Consider the following 25,703-nt stretch of genomic DNA (forward strand, 5'->3'; position numbering starts at 1 on the left):
TGGATTGTTGTTAGAACTGATTCGGGAACTGCTTAATGATGCCTGCTGTCAGCACATCAGCGAATGAGATGATATGATCCTCACCTTTATCAAACGCAGCAATATCCGCTTCCCAGTCTTTTTTCAATCTCGCCTGGAGATTATCAGTGAGTAGCTTCAGATGCGTGTACATCATCTCTTTTAGTTCTTTCTCGTTCCAATTGGGGTTGGCACTGCTCAAGAACTTGGCGATCTCATCCGCATTCCGGTGCCAGTCCTTATCGAGCTTTGCCACAGCAGCCTGATCACCTTTTTTAGCTGCGTCAATGATTTTGCCGCCTATGGTAATATGAGCCGTCAGCAATTCGGTAAGCTTTTTACCTGCTTCCTCTCCGTAATACGGCTTGATTGCGTTCCCGATATCCACCTGGTTTTTCAAGAGACGTGCCTGTACGGCGTCTTTGTCTTCCAGCCCTGCCAAGGCGCTGACCATATAGGTGTGATCCCACAGCAAATGGTCGATCCAGAGCCTGCGCATATCACCCTGAAGCTTTACTTCTTTCGGCTTTATACATTCTGCCTGCTGTACATTCCCTTGTGATTCCTTGGCTGCTGCCATACCCGGCACACCAAGTAATGCCATGCAAATCATCAACAATGTTGCTTTCCTGAGCATTGTAGTCATCTATTCCTTCTCCTTTTTTGGTAAGTAGTGAATCCCGCTTGTTATTTTGAGCAAATTTGGCTTTTTCATGCGTTCAACATATCAGCCCTGCAAATTGACACTTGTCGGAACCATCCTTATAGTTGTCTTATCAACAGTTGCCCTGACTGCCTAACCTAGGAGGCTTCGCAATGAAATTGGATGAGTATATCGGCGTCATCGTGAAACGAACGGATTTAAAACTGAACAACTATTACCAAAAAGTATGTAATCCGTATAACATCACCATCGATCAGTGGATGATTTTTGTCGTGTTATGGGAAGAAGAAGGTCTGACCCAAAACGAGTTGGCAGATCGCACCTACAAGGATAAAACGAATATAGCGCGGATGCTTTTTCTCATGGAAGAAAGAGGGTTCATTCATCGCGAAACAGATAAAAAGGATCGCCGCTCCCTTCGTGTCTATCTGACGGAAAAAGGACGACTTTTAAAAGACGAGGTGCTTCCTCCCTCCATTGAAGCGTACGAGAAAACCATTGCAGGATTGACCGAAGAAGAAGTGAACCAATTTCGAAGAACACTCAATATCATTTATGAGAACGTAAAAAACTTGTAAAAATAAAAACCATTGCAGGATGTCACTTTTTGTATATAATTAGTTGTTGTAGCAACAGTTTTTATAACAACTTTCAAAACAAACTATATACAAATAAGGAGTGAAAATAATGAGCACAGAAGGGATTTGGAGCACGCATTACCGAGCGTTGACGATTGGTATTATTCTTGTGGTGACTGCTACTGCATTTGAAGGCTTGGCTGTCACGACAATCGCCCCCGGTCTTTCCCGAGAGCTACAGGGTGAGGATCTTTATGGGTGGGTATTCAGCGCTTATTTGTTGGCTCAACTGATTGGAACCGTAGTCACAGGTCAATTCGTCGATAGAAAAGGGCCTGCCCAGCCTTTTATTGTCACGATCGTGCTCTTTGCTCTTGGCATTGTAGTTGCTGCAATCGCGCCAGACATGCTTACTTTACTGCTTGGGCGAGTGATGCAAGGATTCGGAGCCGGTGCCTTGGTCAATTGCGTGTATACCATGATTACTTTGCGTTACCCTGATTCCCTTCGCCCACAGATTCTTGCTGTCTTCTCCAGCGCTTATATCCTTCCAGGCCTGTTCGGACCGTATGTTGCCGGGATTATTACCGAACAGTTGTCGTGGAGATATGTCTTCTGGTTGATCCTTCCCTTTATCTTTCTGTCTGCACTCTTAACCACCCCCTCTTTCCGAGGCTTACAGCCGCCAAAAGCAAGCGCGGCCAACAATCGTAGTCTTCTTCTGCCTTTTTTCTTGGCCCTAGGGACTGGTGCCTTGCTTTTTGGACTCGGCAAAATTCCCTCGACCTACGGTTTCCTGTTATCCATCGCGGGTTTGCTCACCCTTAGTGTCCCATTGTATAAGCTGATGCCTAAAGGAACGCTCCTCGCACGTCCAGGCTTACCTGCTGTCATCGCGTCCCGGGGGCTTTTTGTCGCTGCCTATTACGGCACACAAACGTATCTCGTCCTGGGACTTACTTCGATTCTAGGATTAACCGCGGACAAAGCTGGTTTAGCGGTTGCCTCGGCAGCAATCAGTTGGTCGCTGGCAGCCAATGTACAAGCAAAGCTGGACAAAAAAGACCAAGGGGCCGGTCGAAAAAAACGAATCATCATCGGTCTCGTCATTATGCTCATCGGAGTCGCTTGCACTGTACCGCTGACGTTGATTCAACAAGACCTTTTCGGTATCGTGGTTGCGATTGTTAGCCAGATCATTATGGGCTTCGGAATCGGTTTGGCTCACCCGACAAGCGGTGCCATTGCGTTTTCTCTTGCAAAGCCTGGTGAAGAAGGAAAAGTATCTGCTGAAATATCTATCGCTGATACGTTCACACCAGCGATTGTCATTGGCGTGGGAGGAGCTATCATATCTGTGATGACCTCCTTTGCGTTTGCACTTTCTGTTGGTATTACCGTTTCCCTGCTCCTTCAGACGTTCATCGTTCTACTCGGGCTGGCATCTGCTGCCCGACTGGCGACTCGTTCCGTACCTGTTCAAGAAAAACGGACACCTTAAAAGGTGTCCTTTACTCGTGTAGAAAGGATATGCCTCCTATTCTTATTTTTCAGGTGGCATGTCTTTCTTTTTTTGTCTGGATATGTACTGTTCTCCGACTCCTATCATCTGCTCCAAGATGGGAGCCAAGCTTTTGCCAAAGTCCGTTAACGAGTATTCTACTTTTGGCGGCACGGTCGGGTACACATGTCGTGCAATGATTTCGCTGTTTTCCAGTTCTCGCAACTGCACGGTGAGCACTTGTCGCGATACTCCCGGGATCAACCTTTGCAATTCTCCAAATCGTCTCTTGTCCTTGAGCAGTTCATAAATAATGCGAGGCTTCCATTTTCCACTCATCAAATGGAGGCCTACCTCGACAGGACATCCAAACTGGTCATCTTGATACGGCATCTCGACCTCCCAATAGTCAGCTTTTTATGACTAGGTCATTTTTTTGTGCGTACTTTTCGCTCTGATTGCCTCGAGCTATGCTTAACAGGCAGCTTAACGATGCCAAAAAGGAGCGTTCCTATGCCATTTTCTCAACGCATTCAACCAGTCATAAACCCGGAAGATATGAACCCTGCCTTCGCAGAAGCGTTCAATTCCGGGGACATCATGAATCTTCTTACTCTCTATGAACCGCAGGCTATCCTCATTACGCAAGACAACGAGCAGAGCCAAGGAATCGAGCCAATCCGCCAAAAACTGGAGCAATTACTCCAAGTACAAGGTAAGATGGTTTCCACCAATGTATTTTGTATTCCGTTTGAAAATATTGCTTTATTACGGGCTCACTTTATCATTCATACCACAGATGACGCAGGCAATGCCATGAAAATAGAAGGGCACACCTCTGAAATCGTACGAAAGCAGCCAGATGGTAGTTGGCTGTATGTTGTCGATCATCCATTTGGCGTGAATCAGCCTATCTAATAAAAAAAGATGAGGGCACCAGCAGTAGGTGTCCTCTTACCAATTTGTACAACTATATCCGTGTATCCTTTACCCAATAATCTTGGTCTTCTTCGCATTCTCCATCGACTTTTCAATGATTCCGCTCAACGGACGCTTCAGCACGAGCGCCACAAACAGGCTGATACCGATAAAGCCGAATAGTACGAGTATATCCCGGATCGCCGTTTCCCAGAGGATGCCGCCCACCCCTTCACGCAACAGGCTGATTGCATACGTGAAAGGCATGTATGGGTTCAGTGCTTGGAAAAACGGTGAAGTCATGCTGATCGGGAACGTGCCCCCCGAACTGGAGAATTGGAAAACCATGAAGATGATCGCTATGCCTTTACCCACGTTGCCGAACACGGACACCAGCGTGTACGTAATCGTGACGAACACCAGGCTGATCAGCATACCGAATAACACAAACGGAGCTTTATCCGCTACATAGGCCCCCAGAATGTAAATATCACCGAGCGTGACGAACAACGCCTGAAGCAGCCCGATGGTCGCAAAAGTTCCCAAGCGACCCAGGTACAACTGATACGGCTTGTACACTCCGTCTGGATTTTCCGCATTCGGCTTCAGCAAGGAAATCAACAAGGTCGCACCTACCCAAAGAGAGAGCACACCGTAAAACGGTGACATGGCTGAACCATAATTCGGTATCGGGTAGAGGCGGTTTTCCTTGATCTGCACGGGACTTGCGAGGAATTCGCTCTCTTTTTTAATGTCGCCGCGCAATAGCTTGGCAAGGTCGGCGAAGTTGTTGTTCGCCTCGACCTCTCTCAGCTTGTCTGCTGCTTGCCCAATGGCACTCTCCAGCTTAGGCAGATCATCGCGAACCAATGCAGCAACTCTGTGGACTCCTGCCTCCACCTCCGGGAGCTTGTAGCGCACAAAATCAGCCAGCTTGGTCAAATCCGCCTCCGCTTTGGGCAGATCGTTCTGGACAAATGCCGCTGCCTCGTCGAGCTTTTTCCCAATTGTAGGAAGATTCCCCTTCAGGAATGGCGCTGCTACGCGAATGGCATTTGCAAAAGCATCCGACTTGCTTCGGAGCGTTTGGGCCAGCTCGTGGACTTGCGCCCGTATTTGCGGCATCTCCTGCTGGATTCGTTTCAATTCTGCCAATCCCAGCTCCAAGCCCGTTTTTGTCTCTTGGAGAATCGCTTCGATATCCGGAAGTTTTTCTTGGGCCTTATGCAGTAGATCGGCGGATTCTCCTGTGATCACCTTCAGCCTATCAATGCCCTCGGATATTTTCGGGACGATTTCACTATCGTAACGGGACAGAATGTCTCCCAATTCCGCGCTGGTGTTTTTCGAGAGCTGATTCAAGCTCTCCACCAAATCTTTCGCTGGCTGCTTGCCGTTTTCCAGCGCGCTTGCAATCATGCCGAGAATCTCGATTTGCCGGTTCATTCTGTTCTCAATCGTGCGCAGCCTCTCTGTGAAATGACTCAATGGCTGTCCAGGAATATAACTATTTACTTTCTCTACAAGCGATGCGGTATGCCCCAGAACATTCACAGCTCTGGATAACCTGTCTTTTACGGCATTTACCTCACTCGCAGTAGGCAGGCGATCCGGATTGATTTGCAACAGCCTGTCTGTGAGTTGTGTGAGCGCATCCGATGCTTGCTGAGCTAAGATGAGATTTTGCTTGATCAGCGGTGCAATCGTTTCAAAGGCACCATCATGCTTCGCAAAAAAGTCATTGAGCTGATCGGCAACAGCCGCGCCCTTATCAGTCAGATCAGCGATACGCGGCAACGCTTGTTGCGCAGCCGAAACGATCTCAATAGCCTTATTCGCTTTTTCTGTGGCCGTAGTCACGGCGTTTGCGACTTTATCAAAATTTTGATCCAGCTCTTCCATTCGTCCAACGGCTTGCTCAATTACCGGCAGCTTGTCTTCCATCGCGATAATGACAGACGCCGCTTCATTGATTTTCGGCCAGTTTTGCTGAATTTTGAGCACGGCCTGCCCAGCTTGATTGATCTCGGGGATTCTTTTTTCCACTTCCAGAATGATCTGCGCTTTCTCGTGAATCTCAGGAAGTTTCTGTTCAATCTCCAATACTTTTTGCCCTGCGGCACGAATCTCGGGTAGGTTCTTTTCCAGTTGGAAAACGCCACTCTCGATTTTGCGGATGGTCGGCAATTGCTCTTCAATTTTAATGCCGATCTCTGTAAGCTTCGTCAGCAAAGCTTCACTGACGCTTTCCGTAAAACTCTCGTTGATCTGCTTGGCAATCGCTGAAACACCTGACGAGGTGATTTTAGGTGCGACGGCGTTCACTTTTTCATTGACTGTATAGATCACTTCGGGCTTGTTCAGGTTGCCATGGACAATTCCGGTGATCTTTGTGGAAAAATCAGCCGGGATCAGGATGCTGGCATAGTAATCGCCCCGCTCCACTCCCCGTCTGGCCTCTTCTTTATCCACAAAGGTCCACCCTAGTTTCTGGTTGTTATGCAAGCTTTTTACGAGCTCGTCTCCGATGTTGACCTTTTGATCACCAACCGTGGCTCCCTGATCCTCGCTTGTCACCGCCACCTTGACACCTTGCGTATTGGCGTAAGGGTCCCATACTGATTTGATGTTGATCCAGTCGTATAAACAAGGCAGGAGAATGATGGCGATGATCAGAAAAATCCCGGTTGGGACCTTGAAAATGTTAATCCAGTCCGTTTTGTAAATCTTCCATATAGACCGCATGTATGTACCACCTGGTAGGAAAGAATGGATGAAGCATGACACTTACATGACAGTTTACCATGAAAGGAAATGGTCGGGAATGAGCTGTCAGTAGTAGCATGATCTGCTGCACGCCAATTTATAATGGAAAAAAGCCCAACCATCACTGGTCGGGCTTTTCCTAGTAAATCGGTACCTCTATTTTCTCACTTTTAACTTGTACTCGCTCGTATGACCATCGTTCTGTGCAACAATCGTCAACGTGGTTTTTTCTGGTGCATCCTCATGAACTGTTACCAGACCATCCTCGCTAATCACCGCATATTCTTCCTCTACTACATGGTAAGTTGTTCCTGTGCTTTCCTTAGTCATTTCTCGTCCACTGCGGTCTGTCATGTTAGCCCACACGATCATTTGAACCGTATCACCAGGCTTCACTGAACTCTTTTTGGTGGATAGATTGATACTTTTGATTTCCGCAATCGAGAAGGTCACTTTGGACGATTTTTCTCCGTTTGTCACCTTGACTGTAAATTTCTTGCCCGGTCGCGCATCCTCGGAAACCTCAATCAAGCCGTTTTCATCAACAGTGACGCTATCGTTGTCAGATTCATAAACCGTTCCGCTCTCGCCATCGGTCAGATCCTGCCTGGTGCGGTTCGAGAACGATCCTGTTACTTGAAGCTGGAGATTCTCTCCTGGCAACAGTGTTGCTTTGCTTGGCGTAACTCTCACGCTTTGCAGACCTGCACTCGCTACCATGTAGATACCTGGCTTTTCGATATCAAAGCTTGCGCGGTCCCCCGTTTTGATAACCTCTACTGTTTTTCCTTTGGAAGTCTTGAGGCTGCTCCATTCTTTCTCCGCTTCATCATAATGATGAGCCGTCAAATATTTATCCTTTTTCTCGTAAGGCAAAATCATGCGGACAGTCTCGCTGTCAAAGCGCTTCAATTCCTTGTTGTCTGCTTCCAGGCGAACTTCGTACATGTCGCTGGCATTGCCCGATTTCGAAGGCTTTTTGATGTCTTCCGGCTTCGATATCTCGACGTGGATATCCGCACCGTCATGCTCTGCGAGAAGCTCGCTGGACAGCCACACACCTGCGTCATCCTTGTTCACCAAGGCTACATTGATTTGTTTTTGTGCCAATGCATCTACGATATCACCACTTAGTGTCAGCGAAGATTTTTCTTCTTCCTTCGATTTTCTCGCTGCACGCACTTCATGACGAGTACCGTCCATGCGAATCTCGATTGTCTTCTCCAAACCAAACAGTGATGCTTGCTCGTCCAGTGCTGTCTCAAGTGTCTCTACTGCTTGGGCAAAACGTTCGATCTGAGCGACTACCTTCTCCGTATTTTCGCTATCGTCTGCTTCGATTGTGCTGACTTGTGTCAAAAGCTCCGCGATCGGTTCTTTCAGCTTTTTCACCCATTTTCCAGAGAGATCGTCTTTATCCAGCTTGGCAATCGTCGTCTCTGCTACATGAGCCATGACTTTGACTGCTTGCTCCCATTGTTCTTGATCGTTTTTCTCGATCTCATCTACCACTGGCAAGAAAGCATCCTTCAACAACGAGTAGGTCTGTTCTAACACTTGATCCTCATCGATGATATCCTCTTTCCATTTGGAAACCATTGCGGCCAACACAGTATTCGTTGCGTCGGAAACCAAAGCAAGATGCGTAGAATCACTGAGCTGGTCGTCCTTGATCAGCTTGGACAATTGCTTGATCGCATTCTCTGCTTGCTTCTCTACTACATCTTCATCTGTCGCATTCTTAATCACCTCAGCAGCAGCGCGATTGGCTTGGCGCAACTGCTCATCTGGCGTGAGGACAGGCGGTTCTACTGGTGGTGTGACTGGTGGTACTTGGGTAAAAGCATCCTTCAGAGCTGTTTGGGCAAAGTCCTCAGACTCTGTGTCCTTTTGCTTGGAGAAAGCGAGAATTTTCGTCGCGCCATTTGGGATCGCCGTACCATTCGGGATCGCGTAGACGACCTTATCGCCTGTCTTGGCTACAGATGCGATTGCAGATTGCCCGGACAGCTTGCCTTCATCGCTGCCCCAGTAAAGTACATACTCGTCAATGTTCGTTTCATTTGCCACAGGAGTGATCGTGACATCCCCGCCAATCACGCCCTTGTTCGTGTCCGCATCGGTGAAGGATACCGCCTGTGGTGCTTGTGCCTGCGTCTCATCGATAATAGTAAAGGTGACGCGGCCCAGCTCCAGATTGTCGTTATCTGTTCGATACTCTGCTTCCCCGACATAAACGGCATCGTACTTGCCAGGAGCCAAATTCAAATCCTTGAACGAAATCGTTCCATCCGGCTGCTTGACGCTTTTCGTTTTTTGCATCGCGATTGGTTTAACATTTTTCCCGAGCTTGGTTCCTACAGGGAAAATACCGATCCAGTCTTCTAGTACAGAGCTGGTATAAGCAACCTCAACAGCTTCTGTTGGCAGATATTTTTCTTTGACCATATGAACGGTAGGATTGCTGATGGTCAAATCCGGGTCGGTAGCCGGGTCTACCACTGGTATTTTCTCGGAAAGATCGATTTCGAATTGCGCATTGGCGATCCATGTGTCGTTTTTAAAATCTCTTCCTTTTACCAGCACTTTATCTTCGTACACTTCCACGAAAAAGCCTTGGCTTCCGTCCTTGCCTGTATTGGCGTCTGTCCACAAATAAGAGGTAGCGCCCGCATTAAACATCGTAGCGTATTTGGCGTTGTACATCGTATCCTTCGCACCCAGCTCCCAGTGCGTATGTCCGCTGAACAGGAAGGCCCCTGGATGCTTGGACAAGATCGTCTTCATTTCCTTATCCTGTCTGACACCATACCAGTAATTGCTTTTGAGATAGCCAACGTTCGCACCTGCTACCGTATTTTTCAACGGTTGATGGTGGAAGATGAAGGTCGGCTTGCCCCCAGACTCGGACAGTTTTTCGTCCAGCCATTTCAACTGTGCTTCTGATAAGTACGAGTAGTCCTTTAACCCTTTTTCCGTGCCCAGGAAAATGAATTGGTAGCCATTAATCCATACATTGTAGTAGCTAGACTTCATGTTGGTGTACTTGTGGAACAGCTCGGAAAATTGCGTCCAGTCCCCCCAGCGAACATCGTGGTTCCCTTGCACAAAATACGTTTCCGGGAGTTGGTCCTTGTACATGTTAAAAATCCGGGCCAGCTCCATATATTGCGCTTCGGTTCCGTTCTCCGTATTGTCCCCGATGGTCATGAGACCGTCACTGTCCGGATTCAGCGCAATCATATCTTTGAAGGCATCTTCGAGGTTTTTATTATGAACGTGATCCTTGCTGGTTTGCACATGCATGTCAGTGATGACTTCAAAGCTGACCAATGGCTTCTCTTTCACCATTCCCGGGATCGTAAACTCTGCGCTCGCAGTCGTTTCACCCGCAGTTGAATCCGAGTAAGCGAGGAGCTTCGTCGCGCCCTTTGGAATGACCGTGTTAGCTGGGATTGTATAGGTCGCATACGTTTCACCAGGCATAGTTGGAGGCTGCACTTGTGCGATAATCGGCTCTCCTGGCAGCTTTCCGACATCATTTCCCCAGTACAGATTGTAATGAGTCACATTCGCAGGATCGGCAGGGATTTTGATTTTCACATCGCCTGCGATCTGGTCTGCATCGTCATCTGTATCGACAAAAGTAATGCCCGCAGGAGGATTCAAGGTAATGATCGAAAAAGGAGCCCGCTGAAAAATGTTGTAGCCGTCATTTTGCATGTACAGTGCCTCGTACTCACCTGCTGGCAATGACTTCGTAAAGCTCATCGCACCATTTGGCTGACCGTTTGCACTCGTGTATTGCCAAGTGAGAGAAGGATTGCTTCCCTGTGGAATGGCACCTGCTTTATACAGTCCGATCCAATCCTTCAGAGAAGCTCCTGTATACGCCAAGGAAATCGGTTGACCATACAAATAGGTTTGCTTGTCCATCGTGACGGTTTGCTCTCCTGCTGCCTGAACGCCTTGGATCATAAAAGGTTGAGTCATTCCCATGAAGGCAACCGTAACACCCAGTACCATTGACATCGTTTTGTTTATCACTTTCATAATAAACGCACACCTCATTTCGATCAGATTGATAGAGTCCGACTGATGATTTTTACACGACCTTGCTGCTGACTTTCAGACCAATGACACCAATCACAATGAGTGACATCCAGAGCATTTGCTGAAGATTGATCATTTCTTTGAATAAGAAAATACTGACGAATGTAATTAAAACAATCCCGACACCAGACCAGATCGCATAAGCGACTCCGACCTGTATATAGCTGAGTGCGAAATTAAGCAGAGTAAAGCTGGCACCGTACAACAGAAACATCAGAATGGATGGCCACAGCTTGGTAAAGCCCGCAGATAGCTTCATCGAAGTCGTACCTGCTAGCTCCAACAGAATAGCGAATGCGAGGAGAACCCATCCCCACCCGATCCCCTCATTCATGCCGCGATGCCTCAACCTTCAGTTGCGCATAGGAGGAAATCACCGCTTCTGCTTCCTCCAGGATTTGCATACGGTCAGACGAGTCTTCCTTGCTCACAATGCCAATGGTCACCAAGACCCCTGCACTTTTCCCCATGCGTATGTCGCCGCTCGTATCACCGATAACAGCGACCTCTCTCGGCTTCAAGCCCAATTGGGTACAAGCTTTTAGCACCATGTCCGGATAAGGCTTGCCACGCTCTACCTGATCATTCCCGATAATGACTGGAAAATAAGAGCGAATGCCCATCCATTCCATATGCTTGATCGCTTCCTCTGTTTCGTCTGCGGTTACAATCCCCATAAACATGCCGTGGTCGCGACATTGTTCGAGGAACGGGATCAGCCCCCCAATGGGATAGGCAGGACGAGTCTGCTCCATATCCTGATAAGCTCGGTCCTTGCACTCTCTAGCGAGTCGCATGGATTCTCCCCACGATAGTCCCTGACGATATCCCTGCCATGCCAGGATCGCAAGCAAATCGCCAGTCGAGCCCATCGCTAACGGACCATTGATGCTGTAGTCGCATACGTGCCCGTCTTCGTCGTGAACAGTTCCCCACAGCTCTGCAAGAGGAGCGATCTGGCTCGGCTGCGGTAGCTGGCTGGCAAAATGACGATGTACGGATTCGCTCCAGTACCCCCAGAGCCGCACAAACTCCAGCAAAGTACCATCCTTATCGAACAAAATCGCTTTGACCGTATATCTCTTGTTGTTAACAAGTAAGTCGGGCATCTTTTTTCCACCTGCATTCCATTTTGAATCGGATTTGGCTCTACTCTTTCGTCCTGACAAGAAGCGCATCCGTTCTTTTCTGAATCTTGCCTGAAATCCACATGATCGCGGTACGTACCAGCAGATTCGCTACGATGATTAACGTAGACATCGCAGCAGCTTGCGCGATATCGCCTGAGTCCTCCTTATTCACAATCGCAACGGCAGCCGGTTTCAGGTCTGGGGCATACAAGAAAATAATGGCCGAGACTGTCACCATGCTGTTGATGAAATAGTAGAGGAACACCTCCAAAATCGTCGGCAATGACAGCGGAACTGTAACGCGCAGCAATGTCCGATACCAAGGCACATTCATCGATTCCGATGCAGCCTCGAACTCGCTATCCAGCTTCTTCAGACCGGACGTCATCGTCAGGAAGGAAACCGAGTAGAAGTGAACGATGTTACACAAAATGACGATCCAAATCGTGCCGTAAATGCCGTGCAGCGGTTGATTCGGATTGTTGAAAAAGAATACGTAGATCAAACCGAGCACGAGTCCTGGCAATGCAAGCGGCAGCATGGACAGAAAATACGCTGACTGACGCAGCAGACGATGCCCGCGTGACTTCTCGATGAGATACGCGAACAAAAAAGTAGCGACTGTGCCCATCAAAGCCGTGGCAAACGCGATAAGCAAGCTCGTCACAAACGGTCCTTCACTATCCAAAAAGTCTTCGTAGTGCGCAAAGGAAATGGATAGATTATACGGCCACACTTTTACAAGGGAGCCGTAAATAGCAACCAGGATCATGCTAATAATTACAGCGGACACGGCGGAGCAAAGCACGTAAAACAACCCATCACGCAGTTTGTTGCGTTCAATTCGGTAAGGGATGGACTTCGCGCTCAACCAACCGCTCTGTTTACGCTGGGAGATGCGATCGATCACGAATGAAATCACAGCCGGTATCAACAGCAGCACCCCAACTGCCGCACCCATTTGCATGTTTTGTTGCCCGATAACCTGCTTGTACAAATCTGTCGCCAGCACGTTATACTGCCCGCCGACCACTTTGGGAGCCCCGAAGTCGGTAAAGGTCAAGACGAAGCAGACAAAAATGGCACTGATCAGCGCAAACCTCGTACCCGGTACCGTAACCGTCCAAAATCTGCGCCACTTGGACGCCCCGAGCGTCTCTGCCGCTTCATACATCCGGTAATCTGCACTTGCGAGTGCCACAGACAGCATCAGAAACGCCTGCGGAAACGTATAGAGTACTTCCGCCATCACAATCCCGATAGGCCCGTAGAGCTCTATGCGGAATTCCGGCAACAGACCAAAAAATCCGGTAGAAATCAGACCTTGATTGCCAAACAAGTAGGTGAGCGCCAAGCCGTGCAGCATAGAGGGTGCGAATAGCGGCAAGAGCGCAACAGACCGATAAAACCATTTGCCGCGAATCGCACTTCTCTCCAGTGCGTAAGCAAATCCGAAGCCTAGCGTAACGGCAATAATCGTCGTGACCGTCGACACCTTAATGGAATTCCACAATGACATCACGAGGGCCGGGGTCGAGAAGTAATTCGCAAAGTGCATGATCCCAATGAAGTTTCCGTCCTGATCCGTAACTGCCTTGATTACCAGCTCACCAAGCGGCAGCAGGATGGCGAACAACAGCGCGATGGTCATGCAGACGATGATCGCGTTTTGGCTCCATTGGTTGGCATCAGGGCGTATTCGTTTTAACCAGGTGTCCATATCGTGTACGCTCCTTAGCCAACAGCCAGGTCTGCCGTATCATCAAAACGGATGACATGCTCTGGCGGCAGAGTGAAGGCAATTTTTTGATCCGGCCAAACATGATGAGACACCATAGCATGTGCCGGGACATCAATCGTGACAAACTGTTGCAACAACGTACCTTGTGGACCGATCAACTCTGCCACAATCCGATAATGCGTACCGCGATATTCCAGCTCGCGCACGATCCCTTGTCTGCCTTTTTCATGACCGTCACGCAGCAACTGGACATGTTCCGGGCGGATGGCGAGCATAGCCTGTTCCGAATGCTTATCCGACCGGATAAAGCTGATAGCTCCGATAAAATCAGCGACAAATGGCGTTTTGGGACGCTCGTACACTTCTTTTGGCGTACCGACCTGAATGATGCGCGACTGGTTCATCACCACGATGCGATCCGCCATCGTCAACGCTTCCTCCTGATCGTGCGTCACCATAATCGTCGTCATCCCGAATTGATGATGGAGCCGACGAATTTCGTTCCTGAGTTTGGTACGAACCTTGGCGTCCAGCGCAGATAATGGCTCGTCCAATAGCAAGCAGTCCGGCGAAAACGCCAAGGCCCTCGCCAGCGCTACCCGCTGCTGCTGCCCTCCTGATAATTGAGCCGGGACTTTGTTGCGGTGTTCTACCAGCTCAACCAGTTGAAGCATTTCCTCTACCCGATCAGCAATTTGTGCCTTGGAGAAGCGATTACGCAATCCGTAAGCAATGTTTTCACTGACCGTCAAATTCGGAAACAAAGCGTATGATTGAAACATCATGCCAAAATTCCGTTTCCCTGCTGGCAGCGAGGTAATGTCTTTCCCGGCTATGACGACGCTCCCTTGATCCGCTTTTTCCAGTCCTGCGAGGATGCGCAACAACGTTGTTTTACCGCAGCCGCTCGGTCCGAGCAGACAGATGAATTCATTCTTGGCAATGTCCAGTTGAATGTCCTGAAGCGCTGTGTGCTTCCCGAATCGCTTGGCGAGATTGCGTAATGACAAATAGCCTTGCTCCATCACAAATGCCCCTTTATTCTTTACTTTTTCGGTTCAGCCTTGGAGCCGTACTTCTGCTCCCACTCTTTCAAAATGCCTTCGCGGTCTCTTGCTGCTTGATACAAGTCCAGCTTGGTCAACTGCGATACAGGGTCTTGTTTGTAGCCTTCCGGAATTTGACTTCCTTCTTGCTTGATGCTCAAAATCGCGTAGTTTTTGTTGTATTCCTTCATCGGCTCATCGCTGATCGCCCAGTCCAGGAACAATTTAGCTTCTGGCTTGATGTCCTTTTTCATTACGAGCGCGCTCGCTTCCATATCCCAGCCCGATCCCTCTTTCGGGAACACGACTTCGACTGGAGCTCCTTTTTTCTGTTCCTGAATGCCGCTGTATCCATAAGAGATACCAATTGGCGCTTCACCTGCGGACGCCATCTTCGCTGGCTTGGAGCCAGAGTGCGTGTAGACCATCATGTTTTCATGCAGCTTGTCCATGTATGCCCAAGCCTTGTCTTTGCCGTACAACTGATGCAGGGCGTTGACGGTCAGGTAGCCTGTTCCAGAAGAAGCAGGGTGAGGCATCGCGATTAAGCCTTTGTATTCTGGTTTGACCAAATCTTCGTACGACTGTGGGATAGCCAGATTGCGTTTTTCCATCTCTGCTTTGTTGACAATAATGGCTGTCTCCCAAATATCCATGCCTACCCATTTTGGCGGGTTGGCCTTGTCTTTGAATTCAGGCAGTACACGATCTACGCCTTTGGGTGCATATGGTGCAAGCATTTGCATATCATCCATCACCAAGAGACTCGTAGCAGCCAGTCCCCAGATCACATCAGCCTGCGGGTTGTCCTTCTCGGCAATCAGCTTGGCTGTCATGATGCCAGTGGAGTCACGAACGATGTTTACTTTGATATCCGGATACTGCTCTTTGAAAGAAGTCAGATACGTCTTGATCTGTTCATCTTCAATTGCTACACATTGATTTCTCCAGATGCGTTAGCTACAGCAGCCTCCGAACCGTTTTGCCCACTGCTCGATGCTGTTCCCTCTGTCTTCGGTGCTCCGCAGCCTGCCAACAAACTCGTAACGACCAAAGTTGCTGCCATCACATTCCACTTGATTTTCATGGTGATTCTCCTTTTCTGAAAAAAAGTATCGGATAAAAACCATCTCTGTTCAAAAAATATTGTACATTCGCATTGTGTTTCGCCCATGAAACCACTGTTAATTGAGCATTAAGATTACGTAAATACTCCTAACAATAGCTTTATCACTGTGTAGTAAAACTTTTTGCTATAATGGAAGTATCATACAAAAAGAATTGAACGAAATGATGATGACGGTGGCACGAGAGGGAAGTGAATAATCGAATGTCTTTGAACGAGGAAAATGTACCAGAAGAAAAACGCCTCCATATCCGTAAGCAAATGATCGAAGCCATTGCAGAAACGATGGACTTGTATGGAGCCACTCATTCTTCTGGTCAGCTTTACGGTGTCATGTTCTTCGAGAATCGTCCGATGACGCTCGACGAAATGAAAATACAGATGAACATGAGCAAAAGCAACATGAGCTATGCGGTGAGATCCTTAATGGAATCTCGCATGGTCAAAAAGCTCGAGGAAAAACAGGAGCGAAAAGAGCTATATGCGGCGGAGACCAACTTCTTCACAGCGTTTCAAAACTTCTTCACATTCAAGCTACAGCGTGAAGTCGATGTGATGACCGGTGCCATCGACCAAGCACTGCCTGAATTAACCGAGCTAGTCCTTCAGGAAAGTACCTCTGATGAGGAACGAAAGCTCGCCCTCCAAGATTTGCACAAACTCAGACATGCAAAAAAGTATTACGAATGGTTGCAAAACTTTGTGTACGCCTTGGAACAAGGTGATTTTTTCGAAGAAGAGCCCGAATAGAAAAAAGCCATCTTTCTCTCCAAAGCTAGAGGAAAAGATGGCTTTTCATTTTACTTTTTCTTCTCTTGACGCACCAAATACAAGAAGTAAGGAACACCGATGACCGCCGTCACAATACCCGCAGGAATCTCGATCGGAGGATTCAGTCCCCTCCCCAATGCATCTGCAATGACGAGAATCAACGCTCCCAAAACAGCCGCACCTGGCAACAGATAACGATGCTGATGACCGAACAGCTTCCTCGCCATATGTGGCGCAATTAATCCCACAAAGCCGATCGAGCCGATCGCCGCTACACAGGCGCCTGCCAATGCAACGGCGAGCAGCAAGAGTACATAGCGTGTTCGCACGACATTCAGTCCGAGCCCCGTGGAGCTGCCTTCATCCAGACTGATAATGTCCAGCTTTCGATGCATAGCAAAGCTGATGGGAATGAATACGAGCAACCACGGCAGCAAAGCGTAAATTTCATCCCAGCCTTTCCCCCACAAGCTCCCTGCCAGCCAAACAAGAGAATCATTGGCTTGCATCGGATACTTCACCATGATGAATTCCGTCAACGCTTGACAGATCGCCCCTACTCCCATGCCGACCAAGGCAAACGTAGTTGGCTGTGCACCGCTTTTCCGAGCGAAGTAGATGAGGGCGATCGCTACTGCCAGTGCTCCCAAAAACGCGACAATCGGGAGAAGTAGCGGTGAAGCGGTCGGAAACAGAATGATGACCACAACCGCGAACAAGCCCGCGCCTTTGGTTACCCCTACGACATCTGGAGATGCCAGCGGATTACGGATCATTCCTTGCAAAATCACACCAGCGATCGCGAAGCCCGCTCCGGCAAGAATCGCGAGCAACGCCCGCGGCAATCGATAGTTTTCAATCATAAACGTAAGCGACGATGATTCTCCCATGATCACCCGGATCATTTGATCAGGGCTGATAAAGATCGGGCCGATTCCCATGCTAAGCAATGCTGCCACTAAGACTAAGGCACCGAGGCCCATCAGGAGCAGGGAGCTTTTTCTCGAAGTCATACCATTTCCCTCCCCTTTTTTCTCGCCAAGTACAGGAAGAACGGGGTTCCCAGAAGAGCCGTTACAATTCCTACAGGAGACTCAAACGGATAGGAAATCAAGCGAGCCAGGACATCGGAATAAGTAACCAAGACAGCGCCACCAAGCGCAGACACAGGGATAACGACCCGATAGTCCGTACCCACGAGCCTCCTTGCGATATGCGGAACCATCAGTCCGACGAATCCGACAGCTCCGGCGACAGCAACAGAGGCACCTGCCAAAATAACGACCACACCATAAGACAGCAGTCGGACGCGGGCGATTTTTTGTCCCAACCCCATCGCGACTTCCTCCCCCAGTCGAAACACAGACAAAGAGCCGGAAAGCCAAATCGCCAGCAGGAGTCCCGCCATCGACCACGGCAAAATCAATTGCACATCCGTCCAAGCCGCTCCGCTGATGGAGCCAGACAACCAGTACAATACATTCGAGATGTGTTCGTTAAAAATAATCATTCCCTTCGTAATGGAGGTGAGCAGCAGGTGGATGGCCATTCCTACCAAAGCGATCTTGAGATTGGTCATCCCGCGGGAAGCTGCAAATCCAAAGACAACAAGTCCCCCGAGAATCGCTCCAGCAAATGCAAAATAGATGAGATTGGCCTTCCCGATATCCGGTAAAAACACAATCGCGAGTACGACCACCAGACAAGCCCCTGCATTCACGCCAAATACTTGCGGGGATGCCAGTGGATTGCGGGTAACGGCCTGCATCACGGCTCCTGCCACAGCCAAATTCGCCCCGATGATGGCTCCCAGCACAGCTCTCGGAACGCGGATGGTTTGGAAAATCAAGAGCTCCTTGGAGTATTCACCCGATAGCCAATGCGTCACCAATGATCGAATTTGCAACGAAGCTACTCCGGTAAACAAGCTCAGCAACAACCCAATGAACAAGAGGATTGCCAACCCGATTGTAACGAGGACAAAGGTACCTTTTCGTTGTCGTGTTGTTGTTTTCTGCAATACAAGCCACCTCGATCAACTACCACGTGCAGGAACACGGAAAAGACCAGATCAAAGATCGGTCTTTCCAGAATTTGCATCGTATGTTATTTTGCCTTGCTATATAAGAGATTCACTGCCTCTTCCACAATGCGTTCTGCGGATTTCAGTCCGCGATAGCGTGTCCAGAGGTCACGATTTACTTTGTGTACTTCCTGATTTTTGACAGCGGTGATATTGTTCCAGAGCGGATTTTGCTTCCACTCGTTCAACAGCGCATCATCAGCCTCCGCCAGGAAAATCACATCTGGGTCCCACTGCACCATTTGCTCCAGACTGATTTTTACCGTTGGTTCTGCCGCATCCTGAATCGCATTTTTGATTCCAATCATTTCAAGCAATTCGCCATCAAACGATTTCGCACCATGTGCAGACAGCGAATCTGCGCGGAATACACCCAGCATGACATTGCGGGAATCCCCGGCAGGTACTCTCTTCTTAAACTCTGCGATGATCTCCTTGTGCTTGATCAGGCGTTGTTCTGCTTCTTTTTGCTTGTTCAGCGCTTCCCCAATCGTGGCAAACGAGCTCAAGTTTTCCTGATATGTCGAGTTGCGGCTTTTCAAAATGATCGTCGGTGCGATTTTTTGCAACTCCTTGTAAATGTCCTTGTGTCGATTCAAATCACCGATAATCAAATCCGGCTGCAACGAGCTGATGACTTCCAGACTCGGCTGCTGGCGAGTCCCCACAGGGGTATACTCGATTTTTTTGCCGATCAATCCTTCTACGTCCTTATCCTTCTCCTGCGCGATTCCTACAGGCGTCACTCCCAGCTCCCATAGCCCGTCTACAAAGGAGTACTCCAACGCGACGACTCTTTTCGGGTCTCCCGTAATTTCCGTTTCGCCCAGCTCGTGTTTCACGATGCGCTTTTGTGCGGTTTGTGCACTATCTTGACCTGCTGCTGGCTGTTTTTGCTCTGCGCTGCCGCACCCGGTCAGCAATACCGTACCTGCCAGTGCAAGCGTCCAAAGCATATGACCGAGACGTTTTATTCCGTTTGTTCGCTTCATCTTTTGTCCCTCACTCGATGTAATTGATAATGATTATTATTACCGACGAAATGCGTTTTTTATTGTAACAATCCACTCCCGCAAATGAAACATTATGCTAATTAAACCTTTTACCGCAATAAAGGTGATTAACGTCATTTTGTTCACGCTCTGCCATTACGAAAAAAAGCCGTTACGCCTGAACCATCGACGTAAACGGCTTTTCGCCACGATACTATTTGTTGTTTGGCGTATAACTTACTTTAGTCGTCGCGCTCAGCTTCTCCAGTGCTTCCTTGGCAGGCGCATGATTCCCCGCCATCGCCATCGCCGACTGATAAGCTGCCACAGCCTCCTTCACTTGACCCAATCCTTCGTAGCAAAGCCCTTTGTAATACCAGGCGTGAAAACTTCCCGATCCCCTCAAGGTCAGATGCCGAATGTTGCTCTCACCTAGCTCCAAGCAATGATCGAACGTCATCAATGCTCGTTTATAGTCCTTTTTCAAATACTGAATGATCCCTTTGTACAAATGCAAATCAACGTAGTCAGGATAAATCTCGATGGCCTTTTCAATTCCTGGCCACGCTCCCTCAGCACTGCCGATCGAGATCAACGTAGAGTATTTGAGCTTATAAAGAAGCGAAGGCGGCATCATATGGTTTTCGAGAAACCCGATAATAGACAGATTCACGAACTTGAACGTTTTCTCATGCTCCTGGATCCGTGAGAATTCACTGGCAAGATGATACTCAATCCATGGAGAGTGGTTCTCCTTTTCCAATTCTTTCATGAGTAGCTGAATATTGCGCTCGAATTTGTTCTTTCTGCCAGTAAATTCATTCATGTAGCCGTAATGGTATATCCGTACAGGCAAGATTTGAATATGGAGATCTTCAGTCAGATTGGGAAGAACCTCTTCTACGTTGAGCGTTTCATGGATGGGAAAATGGAAGCGAAAACCGATGCCATTGCGAAACAAACGTGAGTGAGCGATATGAAAAGCATCGTCTTCATTTAATTCATCTCCAATGTAATTGATTAGATGGATATAAAAAAGAGAATCCTCTTGACCGCGAAGCAGCTCTTTTAATTTCGTGCTGTCTTGCTTATTCATTTCCTCATCGGCATCCATCCACAAAATCCAGTCGCCTGTTGCTTTTTCCAGTCCAAAGTTTCGCGCTTCTGCGAAGTTATCCTGCCACTCATACGAATGCACGACCGCTCCGAATGACTTGCCTATCTCTACCGTTTTGTCGGTACTCCCCGTGTCTACGATAATCATTTCATCCACAAGATCTTTCACGCTTTCCAAGCACTTGTGAAGGCACTCTTCTTCGTTTTTTACAATCATACATAAGGAAATTTTGGGCGCCTCAGACATGCTGCTCATCTCCTTTGACCCACATCACTGAGATCGTGTCTATCCCCCCTTTACTCTATGAGCGGACTGCCCCTTTCAGAACGGCACCATTCCCTTGGTTTTCGAACCATTTGCTGGAGCCGCGCATAGGCAGTTGTAGGCAGATATCACAAGAAAGCAGGGATCGTATCCATGCATGACTCATGTCCTTTGTGCAACAGCTCTCAGGTTGCGCTTTTCCACCAGTACGCTACCTTCTCGCTACTTACGTGCAAAGATTGTGATCTCGTTTTTCAACCTCACCTCGATCAAGTCAACGTGACACAGCTGGTTGCCGACATTTATGATGCGAGTAGGGTTTCCATGCGGGATCAATACGCCAAAAATACATTTACGGAACATGCGATCTTTCATACATTGCTGCTCGATATGTGGTTTGCGGAAAAAGGGAAGCTGCTCGAAATAGGTCCAGGAACAGGAGAGTTGTTATTCCTTGCTCGTGAGGCTGGGTGGGAGGTTGTTGGAGTGGAGCCGTCACACCAATCATGCGCATACGCCCAAGACCGGTATGGGTTACAACTGGTTCATTCGTTATGGAACTCCTCTGTTCTCGCCCCCGAACACATGGGTACGTTTGATGCCATCGTTTTTTGTCACGTCTTTGAGCATATTTCGCATCCGAAGCAATACCTTGAAGAATTGAAGGGGTTTCTGAAACCAGGAGGAAAGATCATTTTTAGTGTGCCGAATAAAAATTCGTTCACCAATAAATTGTTTGGGGTGTATTCCCCGCTGTATACCGAGAATGACCACCTCTTTCATTACTCCCGTGACAATCTGATCTCACTGCTTCATCAAGGTGGCTGGGAGATTCTCTCCATCTTTTCTCGAGAAGAAACAAACCGCTTGGAAAACCATCTGCGCAAGACCACGCAAACACCTTTACCGATCCATGAAATCTTCTGCATTGCAACACGACAAGCGCAGGAGGTGCAGCACGTAGATGACCAGAGCCAAACTAACTCTTTCCATGATTGTGAAAAATGAAGACAATCGCTATTTGAGACGCGCGTTGGAAGCACATAAAGATTTTATTGACGCAGCCGTCATCATCGACGATGGCAGTACCGATCATACCGTGGATCTCTGTAGAGAGGTTCTCAAGGGCATTCCGCTTCATCTGGTTCAAAACGCTACCTCTCAGTTTTCCAATGAGGTCACCTTGCGCAAACAACAATGGCAAGAAACGATCCAGACTGATCCAGGATGGATTTTGAATCTGGACGCCGATGAAATCATGGATAGCTCCTTCCCTTCGAAGGTTTCCGATATTTTGGAACAGCAGACATACGAGGCGATCTACTTTCGTTTGTACGATATGTGGAGCGAGGCGCATTATCGCGAAGATGAGTATTGGAACGCCCATCATTACTACCGTCCTTTTATGGTCAAGTACCGCCCTGACTTCCTATATATATGGAGGGAAACCTCTCAGCATTGCGGCAGATTTCCTCTCTCGATCAACCAGTTCCCTTACCTGTGCCATCCATCACGCGTGAAACATTTCGGCTGGGCCCGACTCGAAGACAGACAAAGCAAATACAACCGTTATCAGCTCCTCGATCCCGACGCCAGATATGGCTGGAAGGAACAGTATGAATCCATCTTGGATCAACATCCCAATTTGCTGGAATGGGTGGAATGAAGATGATCATTCGCGATATTGAAAAAGCCTTGCAGCAGTCCAATTGTAATCACTGGCGATACAACTCACTCACGTTGAATAAACAGGCACTCGTACATGCATGCCGTCATATCAACAAAGAAAATGAGGAGTGCCAGGTGCTTCAGTTGGGTGGGGGTGACTCCGCTCTGTTTTGGAAATCACTTGGCGAGCTTAAGCTGCTCCGGGTCCAAGCAACTATTGTGGAGCATCATCCGATTCGTGCAAAGGAAATCAAGGAGAGCCTAGGGGATGTACCGCATGTCGCTTTGGTGACCAGCTCTTTGAAGCAACTATCCGAAGAGGAATGGAACAAGGTCTACGACAATCCTGCAAAGAGCAGGAGCTTGTGGCCTGCCATCGGACAGCGTGTGCCCGAGAATCAATTCGATCATTTTTCCATTCAAAATGCCTTTTACGCCGATTTGGACCAACTATCGCTTTCCGGTCATTCTGTAGATGTCATGGTTGTAGACGGTCCGCATGGCAACGGTCGCTCTCTTGCCTATCCACTATTTGTTGACACGCTCAAACCAGATGCGCTTGTGCTCGTAGATGATTTTGATCACTATCCCTTTCTGGCTCATCTCGGAAAAATCTATCACTACGAAGAACTTTTTCGCGAGATAGTCGGAAATCGTCGCTGGGTATTGGTAAGGCTCCAGGGCTCGAACCAGCCGCAACACTTTCCGACATCCTGCTCGTCAATGCAAGCGTTCGTCAAACGATACAAAATATCATAAAAAAAAGATATGCTCCTGCCATTCAAATTGGAAACTATCAGAATACCACTGGTCCGGGTCAATCGATCCGGGCTTTTCCTTTTCCTCTCTTCCTTGCGCATGGTGTACCAATAAACAGTTCAGTGGGACACACACCTATGCATACACTTACCGTAGTTAAAACGAAGGGGGGAATAGCTAGCGCTCACGTTTTAGAAATAAGCGATAGCCGAACGAGTAAAATAGTTACCCATTACTTCAAAGAGGTGATCTCATGTCTCAACCTACCATTCCTAACATTACCCCCACAATTTCCGTTACGATTGAGCAATCCGTCTCTTTACTGCTGACATCCATTGCTCTGGAAGAATTGGCTTTGGCGCAAATCATAAATGCAGAGGCAGAAAAACTCCAATTTGTGGTAGGTACATTAGGGATTACGCCTGGGGTCGTCCCCACCATCTCTGACATTCTTGCCGTTAACAACAGTGTTCACAGAACGCTGCAAGATGTCATCAAAAAAGATATGCTCTCGCAATTCAAGCTGGAAAGTGTGGTTAACATTATCCCGGGCACCTGAATACGATTAAGTTGTCATATTAAGATCGCGGTTACATAACATGTACTGCGAGGAAGTTTCCATTTATTCACTATCAATCACGCGATCCTATGACGATTCTATCGTTTTTGTTGCAAGAAACTTGCCCGAAGGCGTTCTGTGCAAATAAAGGGAAGCAGATCGCCTTCTTCTTTGGGCTAGTCTTATTTTGTATCCAAAATCATACACATAAAGGATGTAGATAACGGATGACAATGCCCACGGTCCCTAATATAACACCGGAAATCATATTGAAACGAAACGAAGTATTAAATTTGCTTCTCACCTCCATTGCGCTGGAGGAAATCGGACTTTCTCACATTATTAATGCAGAGGGAGAAAAGATCCAAAAGATAGTGAAGGAGCAATGCCTCTCGCTCAATGATGCGCTTACCTTAAACAACAGCGTAGAACGAATGCTGCGCAATGTCATCAAGACCGAGATGCTCCTACAATTCAGGCTGGAGGATATTATCAAGCTGGAGCAGATGCAACAGATGCAAAATAATCATGATCATCAGCACGATGACTTACCTGACTTACCCGACCTTCCATGCCTTTAAAGAATAGCCCTCACTACTTACACTGCTTTTCACGGGATCATAATTTTATTGAAGAGGGATGATGATGACCTTACGGGATAAAGTTCCATCAAACGATGTGCCTACACGCGAAGAAGCTTTGAGTCATTTGCTGCAATCTATTGCCCTAGAGGAAGAAGCCTTGTCCAGATTGCTAAACGCCGAAGCTGACAAAGCCCTTGCTTTCGTTGGCAAAAATCTGGACTTCCCCAACACCCCCTCTAATGATGAGATCATCACCTTTAATCGTACAGTCATTTCGATTCTGGATTCGGTTCTGATGGCTGAGTGGCTTTTGTTAAAAAAGCTGGATGCAGCCATTCACATGTACCCTGTGGCGCTTACATCAAATTTTGAGATGGAAGAATCCGATTTCGGGGATGAATTGGAAGACGACTTCACCATCGACTATTAACGATTGATCATTTCAGAATTCGAGGTCAATTGCCATGAAGAACAGAGGTATCGATGACCAAACCGTTCTAAAGCTGACCTATTCCATCGTCCAGTTGGTCAAAGGATTGGAATCCCGCTTTCATCATGCCAAAGATTACGAGCTCATGCTGTTTGGCTACCAAATATCAACGATGTTCAATCTGCTCGTCAGACTGCATACCCACATACATAACAAGCAGATTGCTCACAGCCTCCTATTTGAATCGCGTAACCCTTTCCATCCCACTAGTGAAATGTACACACATGTCCTTGCTGCGATTGCCCAGTTATCGGAATTGGTAAAGACATGGGGGTTTCCACATAAACAAATCGCCACCTTGATTGAAAATCATCTGCGGCAATTACAATCGTTTTACTCGATAGAAGTCCATTCCCATCACCAAGCAAAGTCTATGGAACCGGAAGAGAATTCCCACTACGACAAGCCGATCCAATTGGAGCTGGAAGAAGAATTACCATGCGACGAACCGATACTGCTGGATCCAGGTGAGCAAACGAAAACTACTGACGCTCCACCTATGCCTCCCCCAACCCCTCCATTGCTCACAAACAACGCACGCATTGATACAGCCAACAACCGGAAATCAGTACGTTCAAAACCCCCATTAGTAGCACAGGCTGCCTCCATCCCTACTCCCGATAAAAACAAAAGCAAACCCAAGCGTCCCAAGCCTGTAACAAACGTGGCGAAAATGCGAGGCCAGAAAAAAATGCAGGCAAAGCGAGTGTCTGCACCTGCAAAGCCTCCCTTTGTACCGAACTCCGTAAAAGTACGTATCGGCAATGTCACCAAGGTCATCCACATATGAACCTGAATCTAATGAAGGAGTAAGG

General features: G+C 48.0%; 23 protein-coding genes and 1 pseudogene. 11 read left to right on the plus strand and 13 right to left on the minus strand.

Annotation, left to right across the window (positions count from 1 at the left end; all coding sequences use genetic code 11):
* Positions 1–10 precede the first annotated feature (10 nt).
* The gene (locus AB432_RS29590) at positions 11–664 is read right to left on the minus strand and encodes a hypothetical protein (RefSeq protein ID WP_048035354.1); all 654 of its coding nucleotides are present in this window, start codon (positions 662–664) and stop codon (positions 11–13) included.
* Between the two features lie 170 nt (positions 665–834).
* Here AB432_RS29590 and AB432_RS29595 point away from each other — a divergent pair, with 170 nt between their 5' ends.
* Both AB432_RS29595 and AB432_RS29600 read left to right on the plus strand, forming a co-directional pair.
* Positions 835–1,260 carry a MarR family winged helix-turn-helix transcriptional regulator gene (locus tag AB432_RS29595; protein ID WP_048035355.1) on the plus strand — a complete coding sequence of 142 codons (426 nt, stop codon included), beginning with the start codon at positions 835–837 and terminating at the stop codon, positions 1,258–1,260.
* 109 nt (positions 1,261–1,369) lie between these two features.
* Positions 1,370–2,761, plus strand: a complete 1,392-nt coding sequence (locus AB432_RS29600; RefSeq protein WP_048035356.1) for an MFS transporter — start codon at positions 1,370–1,372, stop codon at positions 2,759–2,761.
* Positions 2,762–2,803: 42 nt separating this feature from the next.
* Here the strand turns inward: AB432_RS29600 and AB432_RS29605 are convergent, their stop codons facing one another.
* Positions 2,804–3,154 (minus strand): winged helix-turn-helix transcriptional regulator, encoded by a 351-nt coding sequence (locus AB432_RS29605; RefSeq protein ID WP_048035357.1) that lies wholly within the window; start codon positions 3,152–3,154, stop codon positions 2,804–2,806.
* 120 nt (positions 3,155–3,274) lie between these two features.
* Here AB432_RS29605 and AB432_RS29610 point away from each other — a divergent pair, with 120 nt between their 5' ends.
* Entirely contained in the window at positions 3,275–3,679 is a 405-nt protein-coding gene (locus AB432_RS29610; protein ID WP_048035358.1) for a YybH family protein, read from the plus strand.
* Between the two features lie 69 nt (positions 3,680–3,748).
* On the opposite strand, the gene AB432_RS29615 is transcribed toward AB432_RS29610, so the two are convergent.
* The 7 genes and pseudogenes from AB432_RS29615 to AB432_RS29645 all read right to left on the minus strand — a co-directional run bounded on the left by AB432_RS29615 (position 3,749) and on the right by AB432_RS29645 (position 15,562).
* Positions 3,749–6,424, minus strand: a complete 2,676-nt coding sequence (locus AB432_RS29615) for a YhgE/Pip domain-containing protein (protein ID WP_048035359.1) — start codon at positions 6,422–6,424, stop codon at positions 3,749–3,751.
* 177 nt (positions 6,425–6,601) lie between these two features.
* The gene (locus AB432_RS29620) at positions 6,602–10,498 is read right to left on the minus strand and encodes a metallophosphoesterase (protein ID WP_048035360.1); all 3,897 of its coding nucleotides are present in this window, start codon (positions 10,496–10,498) and stop codon (positions 6,602–6,604) included.
* A 52-nt stretch (positions 10,499–10,550) separates the two neighbouring features.
* Positions 10,551–10,892 carry a DMT family transporter gene (locus AB432_RS29625; RefSeq protein ID WP_048035361.1) on the minus strand — a complete coding sequence of 114 codons (342 nt, stop codon included), beginning with the start codon at positions 10,890–10,892 and terminating at the stop codon, positions 10,551–10,553.
* Positions 10,885–11,667 carry an HAD family hydrolase gene (locus AB432_RS29630; RefSeq protein WP_048035362.1) on the minus strand — a complete coding sequence of 261 codons (783 nt, stop codon included), beginning with the start codon at positions 11,665–11,667 and terminating at the stop codon, positions 10,885–10,887. The genes AB432_RS29625 and AB432_RS29630 overlap by 8 nt, the downstream gene beginning before the upstream one ends.
* A 40-nt stretch (positions 11,668–11,707) precedes the next feature.
* Positions 11,708–13,408 carry a putative 2-aminoethylphosphonate ABC transporter permease subunit gene (locus tag AB432_RS29635; RefSeq protein ID WP_048035363.1) on the minus strand — a complete coding sequence of 567 codons (1,701 nt, stop codon included), beginning with the start codon at positions 13,406–13,408 and terminating at the stop codon, positions 11,708–11,710.
* A 14-nt stretch (positions 13,409–13,422) separates the two neighbouring features.
* Positions 13,423–14,454, minus strand: a complete 1,032-nt coding sequence (locus AB432_RS29640) for an ABC transporter ATP-binding protein (RefSeq protein WP_048035364.1) — start codon at positions 14,452–14,454, stop codon at positions 13,423–13,425.
* A gap of 20 nt (positions 14,455–14,474) precedes the next feature.
* A pseudogene (locus AB432_RS29645) lies at positions 14,475–15,562 on the minus strand (putative 2-aminoethylphosphonate ABC transporter substrate-binding protein).
* Positions 15,563–15,805: 243 nt separating this feature from the next.
* On the opposite strand from AB432_RS29645, the gene AB432_RS29650 reads away from it, so the two are divergent.
* Positions 15,806–16,351 (plus strand): GbsR/MarR family transcriptional regulator, encoded by a 546-nt coding sequence (locus AB432_RS29650; protein WP_048035365.1) that lies wholly within the window; start codon positions 15,806–15,808, stop codon positions 16,349–16,351.
* A gap of 50 nt (positions 16,352–16,401) precedes the next feature.
* Here AB432_RS29650 and AB432_RS29655 read toward each other — a convergent pair whose 3' ends face one another.
* The 4 genes from AB432_RS29655 to AB432_RS29670 all read right to left on the minus strand — a co-directional run bounded on the left by AB432_RS29655 (position 16,402) and on the right by AB432_RS29670 (position 20,810).
* Positions 16,402–17,385, minus strand: a complete 984-nt coding sequence (locus AB432_RS29655) for a FecCD family ABC transporter permease (protein WP_048035366.1) — start codon at positions 17,383–17,385, stop codon at positions 16,402–16,404.
* Entirely contained in the window at positions 17,382–18,392 is a 1,011-nt protein-coding gene (locus AB432_RS29660; protein ID WP_048035367.1) for a FecCD family ABC transporter permease, read from the minus strand. The genes AB432_RS29655 and AB432_RS29660 overlap by 4 nt, the downstream gene beginning before the upstream one ends.
* A gap of 86 nt (positions 18,393–18,478) precedes the next feature.
* A complete protein-coding gene (locus tag AB432_RS29665; RefSeq protein WP_048035368.1) occupies positions 18,479–19,447 on the minus strand; it encodes an ABC transporter substrate-binding protein in 969 nt (322 codons plus the stop codon).
* Between the two features lie 214 nt (positions 19,448–19,661).
* Positions 19,662–20,810 (minus strand): glycosyltransferase, encoded by a 1,149-nt coding sequence (locus AB432_RS29670; RefSeq protein WP_048035369.1) that lies wholly within the window; start codon positions 20,808–20,810, stop codon positions 19,662–19,664.
* A gap of 171 nt (positions 20,811–20,981) precedes the next feature.
* Between AB432_RS29670 and AB432_RS29675 the strand changes: the two genes are divergently transcribed.
* The 7 genes from AB432_RS29675 (at position 20,982) to AB432_RS29705 (ending at position 25,678) form a co-directional block, all read left to right on the plus strand.
* Positions 20,982–21,836 carry a class I SAM-dependent methyltransferase gene (locus AB432_RS29675; RefSeq protein ID WP_048035370.1) on the plus strand — a complete coding sequence of 285 codons (855 nt, stop codon included), beginning with the start codon at positions 20,982–20,984 and terminating at the stop codon, positions 21,834–21,836.
* Positions 21,793–22,494: a glycosyltransferase family 2 protein gene (locus tag AB432_RS29680; protein ID WP_048035371.1), complete on the plus strand. Its 702-nt coding sequence runs from the start codon at positions 21,793–21,795 to the stop codon at positions 22,492–22,494. The genes AB432_RS29675 and AB432_RS29680 overlap by 44 nt, the downstream gene beginning before the upstream one ends.
* Before the next feature lie 2 nt (positions 22,495–22,496).
* Positions 22,497–23,255, plus strand: coding sequence for a hypothetical protein (locus AB432_RS29685; RefSeq protein WP_235617577.1), 759 nt, complete (start codon positions 22,497–22,499; stop codon positions 23,253–23,255).
* Positions 23,256–23,508: 253 nt separating this feature from the next.
* Positions 23,509–23,814, plus strand: coding sequence for an alpha-helical endospore appendage domain-containing protein (locus AB432_RS29690; RefSeq protein WP_048035372.1), 306 nt, complete (start codon positions 23,509–23,511; stop codon positions 23,812–23,814).
* Positions 23,815–24,041: 227 nt separating this feature from the next.
* Positions 24,042–24,395 (plus strand): alpha-helical endospore appendage domain-containing protein, encoded by a 354-nt coding sequence (locus AB432_RS29695; protein ID WP_048035373.1) that lies wholly within the window; start codon positions 24,042–24,044, stop codon positions 24,393–24,395.
* A gap of 58 nt (positions 24,396–24,453) precedes the next feature.
* On the plus strand, positions 24,454–24,828 hold the full coding sequence (locus tag AB432_RS29700) for an alpha-helical endospore appendage domain-containing protein (RefSeq protein ID WP_235617578.1): 375 nt from the start codon (positions 24,454–24,456) through the stop codon (positions 24,826–24,828).
* A gap of 34 nt (positions 24,829–24,862) precedes the next feature.
* Entirely contained in the window at positions 24,863–25,678 is an 816-nt protein-coding gene (locus AB432_RS29705) for a hypothetical protein (RefSeq protein WP_048035375.1), read from the plus strand.
* The last annotated feature ends 25 nt before the right edge of the window (positions 25,679–25,703 follow it).

The organism is Brevibacillus brevis (assembly GCF_001039275.2).
Classification (GTDB): Bacteria; Bacillota; Bacilli; order Brevibacillales; family Brevibacillaceae; genus Brevibacillus; species Brevibacillus brevis_C.